This window comes from Pseudomaricurvus sp. ABR4_320, from assembly GCF_056159445.1.
Window position 1 is genome coordinate 16511 of sequence record NZ_JBSWVF010000013.1, and the last position, 11911, is coordinate 28421.

Consider the following 11911-nt stretch of genomic DNA (forward strand, 5'->3'; position numbering starts at 1 on the left):
TAGAGGTGATCACCAATGCTTAGTAAGGATCTGGAAGTTACTTTAAATGTTGCGTTTAAAGGTGCTCGCTCAAAGCGCCACGAGTTTATGACCGTCGAACATCTGCTGCTGGCCCTTATCGATAATGATTCCGCGGCAAATGTTCTGAGGGCCTGCGGTACAGATTTAAACGTACTGCGTAAGGATTTGGTGGAATTTGTGGATTCCACAACGCCTTTGATTCCCGAAAATGACACGGATCGTGAAACTCAGCCAACCTTGGGTTTTCAGCGTGTACTGCAGCGCGCGGTTTTCCACGTTCAGTCTTCCGGAAAAAAAGAGGTCACGGGTGCCAACGTCTTGGTTGCCATTTTCAGTGAGCAAGAGAGTCAGGCGGTCTACTATCTGAAGCAGCAGAGTGTTGCTCGCATTGACGTCGTCAATTTTATTACTCACGGGATTTCTAAAGTCTCAGGACATGATGAGCATCCCGATGATGCGAGCCCGGAAACCAGCGATGAAGCTGCGATGGGCGGCGAGGCTCAGCCGCAAAGTCCGCTCGAGTCCTTTGCAACCAATTTGAATGAAGAGGCTATGTTGGGTCGTATCGATCCGCTGATTGGCCGCCAACAAGAGGTTGAGAGGGTCAGTCAGATTCTGACCCGACGTCGTAAAAACAATCCGTTATTGGTCGGTGAATCCGGTGTCGGTAAAACGGCAATTGCAGAAGGCTTGGCCAAGCGTATTGTCGATGGCGATGTGCCGGAAGTATTGGCCTCAAGTGTGGTTTACTCTTTGGATCTTGGTTCGCTATTGGCCGGTACCAAATATCGTGGTGACTTTGAGAAGCGCTTCAAGGGCCTGTTAGCGGATCTAAAAAAGCAAGACAATGCGATTTTGTTTATTGATGAAATTCATACCATTATCGGCGCTGGAGCAGCTTCAGGCGGAGTAATGGATGCATCTAATCTGCTCAAGCCTCTGTTGACGTCCGGTAATCTCAAATGTATTGGATCGACGACATTCCAGGAATATCGCGGTATTTTCGAAAAAGATCGTGCCTTGTCGCGTCGTTTCCAGAAAATTGATGTCAACGAGCCGAGCGTCGACGATACCTATAAAATTCTGAAGGGTCTGAAAAACCGGTTCGAAGAGCATCATAAATTGCGGTATACCGATACGGCGTTAAAGGCTGCGGCTGAGCTTGCAGAGCGCTATATCACTGAGCGATTCCTGCCAGATAAGGCTATCGATGTTATCGATGAGGCGGGTGCTTATCAGCAGTTGTTGGCGCCGTCTAAGCGTAAGAAAGTGATTGGTGTTACCGACATCGAGTCTGTGGTCGCTAAGATTGCTCGAATTCCGCCCAAGACAGTTTCTTCCAGCGATCGTGAGCAATTGCGTGATTTGGATTCTAATTTACGCATGACAGTTTTTGGGCAAAATGAGGCCATCGATGCGCTGAGTACATCAATCAAGTTGTCGCGCGCTGGCTTGAATCTCGGTGATAAGCCCATTGGTTCTTTTCTTTTTGCCGGGCCAACTGGGGTTGGTAAAACCGAATTGTGTAAGCAGCTGGCGGGCGCTCTGGGCGTTGAGCTGATTCGATTCGATATGTCTGAATATATGGAGCGCCATACCGTTTCTCGCTTGATTGGCGCGCCTCCTGGCTATGTTGGTTTTGACCAGGGAGGATTGTTGACCGACTCAGTCACTAAGCATCCACACAGCGTGGTATTGTTGGATGAGATTGAAAAGGCTCACCCCGAAGTGTTCAACTTGCTCCTTCAAGTCATGGATCACGGTACCCTGACGGACAACAATGGTCGTAAGGCGGACTTCCGAAACGTGATTCTGATTATGACGACCAACGCCGGTGCCCAAGAAATGGGGCGCGCGTCCATTGGTTTCACCAATCAGGATCACACCAGTGATGGCATGGAAGTCATTAAAAAGATGTTCACGCCGGAATTCCGTAACCGGCTGGATGCCATTATTCAGTTTGGCGCGCTGAGCCTTGATGTGATCAAAACAGTGGTCGACAAATTCCTGGTGCAGTTGCAGACCCAGTTGGATGACAAGAAAGTGTCTCTCGATGTATCAGAAGAGGCTAGAGAGTGGCTGGCTGTCCATGGTTACGACGAGAAAATGGGGGCCAGACCGATGGCTCGCTTGATACAGGAAAAGCTCAAAAAGCCTCTTGCGGAAGAGGTGCTCTTTGGTGATTTGTCTACGTCGGGAGGCGTAGTGCATGTGATCGTGGATAACGATGACATCAAGCTGGATTTTGACGCCTGACCCCAACAGCCAACACGGTCCCTGGAACCCATCTTACGGATGAGTCCCAGGGAGTGTGCGTTGTTCTGAGAGTTGCCGCTGTAAAGGGCGGAAGGTCTTTACGTCAGACGCTCGAGACTTGAATCGGTCAGTGAAAAATTGGTTTCACCGACACGATAATAGTGAAATCCGTTAGCGGGCGCGGTAGGTAATACGGCCTTTGCTAAGGTCGTAAGGTGTCAGTTCAACCTTAACTTTATCGCCTGTTAGAATTCGAATGTAATTCTTGCGCATCTTCCCTGAGATGTGAGCGGTCACAACGTGTCCATTCTCAAGCTTAACGCGGAACATAGTGTTTGGAAGTGTGTCAATGACTTCGCCTTCCATTTCAAAATTGTCTTCTTTTGCCATTCGGCAATGTCCTCAGATATCTTTGAATTTGACCCTGAAATTTGCAGGGCGGCATTGTGCCTGAATTAGCAATAATAGCCAAGTTAAACTTATACTTTAGGAATATAAAATCGGAGCTTTTTGATTTTGGGAGAGGTTGGCTGGTCTTTGTTCTGGGAGCTTGGGTGCGCGCCACGTCATATTCTCGGGCGCTAATTAATACCAGAAAAGTGTGTTACAGACTTTCAGCAGAGCACTCTGTGTGGCTTTAGATTATGTCACTTCGTCACTGGCCAGCCTTAAGTAATTCTTAGCCAGCGGCCATTAATCAGCAATTCTAATGGGCGATACTCTGTCTTATAGCTCATTTTTTTGCATTCTTTGATCCAGTAACCCAGATAGACGTGGGGCAGTCCACTGCGTTTGGCCAATTCTAATTGCCACAAGATCGCCAAAGCTCCCAAGCTGCGTTTGGTTTCATCAGGGTCATAAAAGGTGTAGACGGCCGAATATCCCGCTTCCATTCGGTCACACACTGCGACAGCTTTTAACTCACCTTCTTTACGCAACTCAAGATATTCGGTGACTCCCCATTCGCGACTTAAAAATGAGCAGAATTGCTCACGGCTGGGAGGGTACATGTCGCCATCATAGTGGCGTTGCTCAATATACCGGGCATACAAGTTGTAATGTTCATCGCTATCAATGCATTCTGTGGTACTGATTTCTAAGTCGTCGTTGCGCTTCCAGCAGCGCCTCTGTTTGCGATTCATTGTGAAATCTGCAACTGGAATTCTCGCAGGTACGCAAGCGTTACAATTGTTGCAATGAGGCCGGTAAATGTGACTGCCGCTACGGCGAAAGCCCCGCTCCGACAGTTTGCTGTAAAGGATGCCGTCGACAGGATAATTGGGATCGACAAAAACCGAGATGGCTTCTTTTCCCTCTAGATAGCTGCAGTCGTGAGGGTGGGTGGTAAAAAGCCGTATATTTCCTAGGTTGCTCATTAATGGCTCTCGGGGGATGGACGCATTGTTTTCAGAATAGTGAATTACCGGACGGGTGCAACAGCCTTGCCGCATCTGATGGCGTTAAAACCGTCCTTTTACCGTTAATATAGGTCGGTTGGTTGATCAGCTGAGATAACTGATGTTCAAATTCGCTGCGAGGGATCTCCCGCGCGCCAAGAGATGCTAGGTGCGCGGTGTGAACCTGGCAATCAATTAGGGCAATACCCGCCGTGGTTAATATGTTGACGAAATGGACGAAGCCAAACTTGGAGGCATTGCTTTGTCGGCTGAACATCGATTCGCCGAAAAAGACTTTTCCCTGAACAACGCCATATAAACCGCCGACCAATTCCTGATCTCGCCAGACTTCAACGGAATGGGCCAGTCCAAGCTGATGCAATCGCATATAGGCACTGACGATGCTCTCGGTAATCCAGGTTCCGTCTTGATCTTCACGTGGTTCGGCGCAGGCTCTTACGACATGTTCAAAATTCTCGTCAACGGTGACGGAGAAGGACTCCTGCCGCATTAACTTGCGCATACTCTTTGACACATGGAGCTCTTCTGGAAAAAGTACCAAGCGTGGGTCCGGCGTCCACCAGAGTACCGGCTGGTTATCGTCGAACCAGGGAAAAATCCCTCGTTGGTAGGCCGCAATTAACTGTCTTGGGGACAGGTCTCCACCTACGGCCAATAATCCGTTTGGGTCTGACAGCGCAGATTCGGTATCTGGAAAATCAACACTGTCATTGTCCAGCCAGGACAAATTACCCATAGTTCAAAGAATTCCTGATAACGTGAGTTAGGCGAGATTATCCAGGAACTTTTCTGCGTCCAGTGCTGCCATACAGCCGGAACCCGCAGAGGTAATTGCCTGTCTGTAAATATGATCGGCAACGTCACCGGCGGCAAATACACCCGGGGTGCTGGTGCTGGTTGCTTCACCTTGGAGTCCGCTCTTAACGATGATATAGCCGTCTTTCATGTCCAGTTGCCCTTGAAACATGTCTGTATTGGGCTTGTGGCCAATGGCTATAAATACACCGGAGACGCTAAGCTCGCTGGCGGTCTCGTCTTTTGTAGACAGGAGGCGCAAGCCGGTGACGCCGCTGTCATCACCGACGACTTCGTCCAGAGTCGTATCCCAAAGAATGTCGATTTTGCCAGCCTGCTGCTTTTCGAACAGGCGCTCCTGCAAAATCTTTTCTGCGCGCAGCTCATTGCGACGGTGAATCAAGGTGACTTTCGACGCTATGTTGGAAAGGTAGAGCGCCTCTTCAACGGCAGTATTGCCTCCGCCAACGACAGCGACGTGTTGATTGCGGTAAAAAAATCCGTCACAGGTGGCGCAGGCACTTACGCCTTTGCCCATGAATGTTTCCTCGGACGGCAGGCCGATATACTGTGCTGAGGCTCCAGTCGCGATGATGAGCGCGTCACAGGTGTAGCTGTTGGCGCCTTTGAGCTTGAAGGGGCGCTCAGACAAATCGGTTTCATCGATATGATCAAAAATGATTTGTGTTTCGAAGCGTTCGGCGTGTTGTTGCATTTGAACCATCAGTTCTGGGCCCTGGAGCTCGGGCGTGCCGCCTGGCCAGTTTTCCACCTCTGTGGTGGTGGTCAACTGTCCACCTTGCTGCATACCCGTGATGACTACGGGATTGAGGTTTGCTCGCGCCGCATAAATCGCGGCGGTGTAGCCTGCTGGACCTGAGCCAAGAATGATGAGTTGATGGTGTTGCGTGTCACTCATGTGTTTAATACCTGTACAACTTAACCCTATATACGGGGAAATGTTTATCTTGCTTTGCTGTATATGGGCTATTGAACATGAATTTCAATGAGTTATCGAGCAAAATCTCATTTGCGCTCTTTGATGGGGCACGACAAACTGGGAAAATCCAGCCCTTTTGATTTAAACTAATTAAAATTCATTGGCTTAAAGCACTTATTTCATAACCCACTGGAAGCAAAATCCGACGCCAGACAGAAAACTTTGCGGTCATTGGAGTGATTTCCATGATTTTCGTGTCAGAGATCCAATGTCAGGCAAATACAGACGTAAAAGATAGTCCGGAGTGACAATTTGAAATCCTCCTCAAATGCCGCCACTAAGGGGCAAAACGTGGATTCTCAGCCCACATTACCATTGAAGATCGTCAGGGAAGGTACCGTAATCGGGTTGGTGGCACTGTGTACCTACCTGGTTATGGCTCTGGCCTCCTATTCGCCCGCCGATCCCGGTTGGTCTCGCACTGGATCCGGTGGTGATATCCAGAATATGGGGGGAGCATTCGGTGCCTGGCTCGCCGATGTGTTCTTTTTACTATTTGGCTATATGGCCTACCTGTTTCCGGTGTTAATAGGCTATCGCGCCTGGATGATTTTTCGCGACCGCAACAACAGCGATCCAGGCGATTGGGTCGTTTTTCTTTTGCGCTGTGTTGGATTCGCATTGCTGTTGATTACGGCCACAGCGCTGACCACCCTGTACGCCGGCGTGGAAAGCAGCTTGCTGCCGGAATCTGACGGCGGTCTATTGGGCAAGCATGTCGCTTTGGCCATGGAGTCTGCTTTCAGCCGGGTGGGTGGCACGCTGGTTATGATTGCCGTCTTTCTGTTTGGTCTCACGGTGTTTACCGATCTCTCTTGGTTTAAATTGATGGATGCCATCGGTCACGGTGTATTGACCATGATCGAGCGCTGCCGTAATCGGTTCAAGCAAATGGCGGAAGATCGGGCCGAGAAGGCCAAGGCGATTCCGCCGCCACGGGCTCAGCGCCCATTGACTATTGAGCACCAACGTAAAGAAAAACCGGTCAAAGCGGTTCGCGAACCTGAGAAGAAAGCCAAGAAAATCCCAATCATTGATCTTCCGGTTAAGAAAGCGAAGCCTGGTGTTCGATTGGAAAAAGAAAAGCAGAAATCCCTATTCGACAGCAAAGTGGTGGGCGACCTGCCGCCATTAACACTGCTCGATGGTGCCGATAAGTCCAGTGGCGGAGGCTTCTCCGCGGAGTCTCTGGAGCAGATGTCGCGCCTGTTGGAGCTTAAACTCAAGGATTTTAACGTCGACGCCGAGGTGGTTTCTGTACTGCCAGGGCCTGTGGTTACGCGGTTTGAAATTCAGCCAGCGCCGGGCATTAAAGTCAGTCGGATTACAAACCTGGCGAAAGATTTGGCTCGTTCACTGGCGGTGATCAGTGTGCGCGTGGTTGAAGTTATTCCCGGCAAATCGGTCGTGGGTATTGAAATTCCCAATGAAAATCGCGAAATGGTGCGGTTACGGGAGGTCTTGGCGTCCGACGTTTACGAAAAATCCAAGTCGTCACTCTCCATGGCTTTGGGGCACGACATTGCCGGCGAACCGATTGTTGCGGACCTCGCCAAGATGCCCCACTTGCTCGTCGCGGGAACCACCGGGTCTGGTAAGTCTGTCGGCGTTAACGTGATGCTATTAAGTTTGCTGTACAAATCGTCGCCAAAGGATGTACGTCTGATTCTTGTGGATCCAAAGATGTTGGAGCTCTCAATTTACGAGGGCATTCCGCACTTGCTCACACCGGTCATCACTGACATGAAAGACGCGGCCAATGGCTTGCGGTGGTGTGTTGGCGAGATGGAGAGGCGCTACAAGTTGATGGCGGCGATGGGCGTGCGGAACCTCGCCGGTTTCAACCGAAAGATCGAAGAGGCAGACAAAGCTGGGGAGAGCATTCCCGATCCGTTCTGGTCTCCGGACGAACACTTCGAGGCCGGTGAGGAGTCGCCCGAGCCGCCGAAGCTGGAAACCCTGCCAGCGATTGTGGTGGTGATTGACGAATTTGCCGACATGATGATGATTGTGGGCAAGAAAGTTGAGCAGCTTATTGCTCGAATCGCCCAGAAAGCCCGGGCGGCGGGCATTCACTTAATCTTGGCCACTCAGCGCCCGTCGGTCGATGTCATCACCGGACTGATCAAAGCGAACGTTCCGACACGTATAGCGTTTCAGGTGTCATCGAAAATTGATTCGCGCACGATTCTCGATCAAGGCGGCGCCGAGCAACTGCTGGGCCATGGTGATATGTTGTATCTGCCACCGGGAACCAGTTTGCCGCTAAGGGTGCACGGTGCGTTTGTCGATGACCACGAAGTTCACAGTGTGGTGGCAGACTGGAAGAAGCGGGGAGAGCCAGACTACCTAGAAGGTGTCATCGACGACAGTTCAGGTGGGTTATCCATCCCGGGTCTCGGAGGCGATGGCGATGGTGATGGCGGAGAAGAATCCGATCCGCTCTACGATGAGGCTGTCGCGTTTGTTACTGAAACTCGCAAGGCTTCCATTTCGTCGGTACAGCGCAAGCTCCGAATCGGCTACAATCGCGCCGCTCGGCTGATTGAAACCATGGAGGCTTCCGGAGTCGTCAGCGAAATGGGCACCAATGGCAGTCGAGAAGTTCTGGCGCCGCCACCTCCGGGTCGCTAAACACTAAGGGTTCTATGAATATCAAACACAGTATTGGCCGGGCCATTTGCGCTCTGGCCATGTTTTGCACTCTATCCGTCTCCGCCAGTGATGATTCTGCATCGGAACAGGGGACTGCCATTGCGCGTCTCGTCAGTTTGCTGACACCGCTGCAATCGATGACCGGCGACTTTGAACAAGTTCAGAAGGATCCGGATGGCGCCGAGATGTCGCGGGCCAGCGGCACATTCACCATGGCGCGTCCGGAGCGTCTGCGCTGGGAAACTCTGGAACCTTTTCCTCAGCTGTTGGTGACTGATGGCGCTACCTTGTGGTTGTATGATCCCGATCTTGAGCAGGTGACTGTCAGCGGTTTGGATGATCAAATTAATCAGACTCCCGCGGTGGTATTCTCCGGCGATCTCAGCGCCATCGATGAGCGGTTTACGGTGACAGCAGAAGGGGATACCTTTACATTGATTCCCAAGCAGGAAGATGGCCTGTTCCAGCATTTGGAGTTGTCATTCAGTGACCAGCAGCTTGCCGGGATGGCGATCGCCGACGGCTTTGGCCAACGTACAGAATTTCACTTTGCGGATGTCGAGGAGAATACCTCGCCTGCCTCGGACACCTTCATGTTTACCCCGCCGGAGGGAACCGACGTCGTTCGGCGGGAGTAGCCTTGTGTCGCCTGTCACGGATGATCCTGCACCCGCCACTAAATCCCTTTTTAGTCAAAGCCGACCACTTGCCGCGCGCCTGCGCCCCCAAACGGTAGACCAAATCGTTGGACAGCAACACCTGGTTGGCGAAGGCAAGCCTCTGCGAGAAGCCATTCTTGGCGACCATTTGCATTCTATGGTGTTTTGGGGCCCGCCTGGTGTCGGCAAGACCTCTCTGGCACAAGTCATTGCACAATCTTGTGATGCGGCGTTTTTAGCGGTTTCAGCGGTGCTGTCCGGCGTAAAAGAAATACGAAATGCGGTAGAACAGGCGAAATTGGAGCAGCAACTGGGGCGTCGTACCTTGTTGTTTGTGGATGAGGTACATCGCTTCAATAAGAGCCAACAGGATGCGTTTCTTCCCTACGTTGAGGATGGAACCGTGATCTTTGTTGGGGCCACCACGGAAAATCCGTCGTTTGCGCTCAACAACGCCTTGATGTCACGCTGTCGTTTATACGTCCTCAAAAGCCTGACGAACGAAGACTTGATAGCGTTACTGGATTCGGCCCTGCAGCGTCCGGACGGTCTGGGTGAGCGCCAGTTTCAGGTCGAGACAGGAGTGCTGGACGCCATTGCCGGCGCTGCCGATGGCGATGCGAGGCGCGCCCTCAATTTGTTGGAGGTCGCTGCTGATCTTGCCGAGGAGCGTGACGGACAAGCCTGGCTGACAATGTCCAGTCTCGAATTGTTGACGGCAGGCTCCACGCGTCGTTTTGATCGCGGAGGAGATGACTTTTACGAGCAGATCTCGGCGCTGCATAAAGCCGTGCGAGGTTCCAGTGTCGATGGTGCACTCTATTGGTTTTGTCGTATGGTTGATGGCGGCTGTGATTTACAGTATCTCAGCCGTCGTCTGATTCGTATGGCCAGTGAGGATATTGGCAATGCCGATCCGAGAGGCCTATCGATCGCGATGGATGCAGCTGCGGCCTACGAACGCTTAGGCAGCCCGGAAGGGGAATTGTCCTTAGCGCAAGCCGTGGTTTATCTCGCATCAGCGCCCAAAAGTAATGCGGTGTACAAAGCTTTCAAGGAGGCGATGGCAACGGTAAAATCCCAGCCTTCGCACCCGGTACCTCTGCATCTGCGCAATGCACCAACGCGGGTAATGAAATCTCTGGATTACGGGCGAGAGTATCGGTATGCCCATGATGAGCCAGGGGCATACGCCGCAGGTGAAAATTATTTACCCGAGGCGATTCATGACAGTCGCTTCTACGATCCTGTTGATCGCGGGCTGGAGCGAAAAATTGCCGAAAAGCTGGAGCATCTGCGTTCACTGGATGCCAACAGTTCTTGGCAGCGATACAAGAAATAATCCTGGGAGCGAGACGTTGCGGATATCAAGGCGCTCAGCGCCAAATTTTGTAGCGCGACCTGTGGAATTTTGATGGTAATGTGAGGTTATAGTGCACTGGTTAGCGGTCGCCCTGGGAGGGGCTTTAGGCGCCATGGGGCGTTATGGGGTTACAGCGGTGCTGTATTCACCGACACCGGTTGGCAAGTTGCCGTTAGGCACCCTGACGGTCAACGTATTAGGCTCCCTGGTTATTGGCGCTTTGTACATTATCATCGTCGAAAAAGGCTTGATGGCGCCGCATTGGAAAAGCCTGCTGATCGCGGGTTTTCTGGGGGCGTTTACAACGTTTTCCACGTTTGCTCTGGAGTCGTTTTCACTCTTGCAGCACGGCCACTACGGGATGGCTTTGGCCTACACCTTGATCAGTGTTACTGCCTGTATACTGGCGGTTGCCCTGGGCTGTTTTATTACACTTAAATTTATCTGATCTGGAATATCATGCTCGACTTAAAATATCTTCGCGCAAATGCGGAGGCTGTCACTGCCGCTCTGGCCCGTAAAAAATTCACTCTTGATATTGAAAAATTGTCGGCGCTGGACGATCAGCGCAAGCAAATCCAGGTACAGACAGAGAATTTACAACAAGAGCGTAATGCGCGTTCAAAAAATATCGGCAAAGCGAAAGCGGCTGGTGAGGATATTGCCCCCTTGCTGGCGGAAGTGGATGACCTCAAGCAGCAATTGAGCGCGGCGGAAAAACAGCTCAATGACATCTCAACGCAATTACAGGCAGAATTGTCCACCATTCCCAATATCCCAGCCGAGGATGTGCCTGCCGGTAATGATGAAGACGATAACATTGAGGTGAGAACTTGGGGGGACATACCAAGTTTTGATTTTGAAGTGAAAGATCACGTCGATCTCGGTGCGGCATTGAATGGCATTCAGTTGGATATGGCGAACAAAATCACCGGGTCTCGCTTTGCCGTTATGCAAGGGCCGGTTGCGCGTCTGCACCGGGCTCTGATTCAATTTATGCTCGATACACATAGCCGAGATCACGGTTACACAGAAACCTACGCTCCCTATATCGTCAATCGGGATTCCCTGTACGGCACAGGCCAATTACCGAAATTCGAAGAAGACCTTTTCAAACTGGAAGATGACCGAGGTTTCTACCTGATTCCAACCGCTGAGGTGCCGGTAACCAATCTGATGCGAGGCGAAACGCTGCAAAGCCCTGCGCAGCTGCCGCGTAAATTTGTCACGCACACACCGTGTTTTCGCTCTGAAGCGGGAAGCTACGGTCGTGATACCCGCGGTATGATTCGCCAGCATCAGTTTGAAAAAGTGGAGTTGGTACAGATCGTCGAGGCGTCTACGTCTGAGGCTGCTCTTGAAGAGCTAACCAGCCACGCTGAGAATATTCTTAAGGCATTGCAGTTGCCTTTCCGCACCGTCATCCTCTGTGGTGGCGATCTAGGGTTTTCTGCGGCGAAAACTTACGACATCGAGGTGTGGATTCCCTCGCAGGACAAGTACCGTGAAATCTCATCCTGCAGCAACTGTCGGGATTTTCAGGCGCGACGCATGCAGGCACGTGTAAAAAATGCAGAAGGCAAGGGCAGCGAGTTCGTCCATACCCTCAACGGATCCGGATTGGCCGTTGGCCGCACGTTGATTGCGGTACTTGAAAATTACCAGCAGGCTGACGGCAGCATACTGGTTCCGGAAGTGCTCAAGCCTTATATGGGGGGTATCGAACAGATATCCGTCTGATTCC

10 protein-coding genes are annotated in these 11911 nt (G+C 51.5%); 6 read left to right on the forward strand and 4 right to left on the reverse strand.

Going from position 1 to position 11911, the window contains the following annotated elements; translation table 11 throughout:
- Positions 1-15: 15 nt before the first annotated feature.
- Positions 16-2277 (forward strand): ATP-dependent Clp protease ATP-binding subunit ClpA, encoded by a 2262-nt coding sequence (clpA, locus tag ACXAFR_RS20710; RefSeq protein WP_475180457.1) that lies wholly within the window; start codon positions 16-18, stop codon positions 2275-2277.
- A gap of 171 nt (positions 2278-2448) precedes the next feature.
- On the opposite strand, the gene infA is transcribed toward clpA, so the two are convergent.
- The 4 genes from infA to trxB form a co-directional block, all read right to left on the reverse strand.
- Entirely contained in the window at positions 2449-2667 is a 219-nt protein-coding gene (gene infA / locus ACXAFR_RS20715) for a translation initiation factor IF-1 (protein ID WP_475180460.1), read from the reverse strand.
- A gap of 278 nt (positions 2668-2945) precedes the next feature.
- Positions 2946-3653 carry an arginyltransferase gene (locus ACXAFR_RS20720; RefSeq protein WP_475180461.1) on the reverse strand — a complete coding sequence of 236 codons (708 nt, stop codon included), beginning with the start codon at positions 3651-3653 and terminating at the stop codon, positions 2946-2948.
- 31 nt (positions 3654-3684) lie between these two features.
- The gene (gene aat / locus ACXAFR_RS20725; protein ID WP_475180464.1) at positions 3685-4431 is read right to left on the reverse strand and encodes a leucyl/phenylalanyl-tRNA--protein transferase; all 747 of its coding nucleotides are present in this window, start codon (positions 4429-4431) and stop codon (positions 3685-3687) included.
- A 27-nt stretch (positions 4432-4458) separates the two neighbouring features.
- Positions 4459-5409 carry a thioredoxin-disulfide reductase gene (gene trxB / locus ACXAFR_RS20730; RefSeq protein WP_475180465.1) on the reverse strand — a complete coding sequence of 317 codons (951 nt, stop codon included), beginning with the start codon at positions 5407-5409 and terminating at the stop codon, positions 4459-4461.
- A 333-nt stretch (positions 5410-5742) separates the two neighbouring features.
- On the opposite strand from trxB, the gene ACXAFR_RS20735 reads away from it, so the two are divergent.
- The 5 genes from ACXAFR_RS20735 to serS all read left to right on the forward strand — a co-directional run bounded on the left by ACXAFR_RS20735 (position 5743) and on the right by serS (position 11907).
- The gene (locus ACXAFR_RS20735; RefSeq protein ID WP_475180467.1) at positions 5743-8124 is read left to right on the forward strand and encodes a DNA translocase FtsK; all 2382 of its coding nucleotides are present in this window, start codon (positions 5743-5745) and stop codon (positions 8122-8124) included.
- Positions 8125-8138: 14 nt separating this feature from the next.
- Positions 8139-8783: an outer membrane lipoprotein periplasmic chaperone LolA gene (gene lolA / locus ACXAFR_RS20740; RefSeq protein WP_475180469.1), complete on the forward strand. Its 645-nt coding sequence runs from the start codon at positions 8139-8141 to the stop codon at positions 8781-8783.
- 4 nt (positions 8784-8787) lie between these two features.
- Positions 8788-10146, forward strand: a complete 1359-nt coding sequence (locus tag ACXAFR_RS20745) for a replication-associated recombination protein A (protein ID WP_475180470.1) — start codon at positions 8788-8790, stop codon at positions 10144-10146.
- Positions 10147-10237: 91 nt separating this feature from the next.
- A complete protein-coding gene (gene crcB / locus ACXAFR_RS20750) occupies positions 10238-10615 on the forward strand; it encodes a fluoride efflux transporter CrcB (protein WP_475180471.1) in 378 nt (125 codons plus the stop codon).
- A gap of 11 nt (positions 10616-10626) precedes the next feature.
- On the forward strand, positions 10627-11907 hold the full coding sequence (gene serS, locus ACXAFR_RS20755; RefSeq protein ID WP_475180474.1) for a serine--tRNA ligase: 1281 nt from the start codon (positions 10627-10629) through the stop codon (positions 11905-11907).
- Positions 11908-11911 lie beyond the last annotated feature (4 nt).

Coding starts and splice junctions, on each gene's coding strand:
- clpA (WP_475180457.1), top strand. CDS start 16: ATGCTTAGTAAGGATCTGGAAGTTACTTTAAATGTTGCGTTTAAAGGT.
- infA (WP_475180460.1), bottom strand. CDS start 2,667: ATGGCAAAAGAAGACAATTTTGAAATGGAAGGCGAAGTCATTGACACA.
- ACXAFR_RS20720 (WP_475180461.1), bottom strand. CDS start 3,653: ATGAGCAACCTAGGAAATATACGGCTTTTTACCACCCACCCTCACGAC.
- aat (WP_475180464.1), bottom strand. CDS start 4,431: ATGGGTAATTTGTCCTGGCTGGACAATGACAGTGTTGATTTTCCAGAT.
- trxB (WP_475180465.1), bottom strand. CDS start 5,409: ATGAGTGACACGCAACACCATCAACTCATCATTCTTGGCTCAGGTCCA.
- lolA (WP_475180469.1), top strand. CDS start 8,139: ATGAATATCAAACACAGTATTGGCCGGGCCATTTGCGCTCTGGCCATG.
- serS (WP_475180474.1), top strand. CDS start 10,627: ATGCTCGACTTAAAATATCTTCGCGCAAATGCGGAGGCTGTCACTGCC.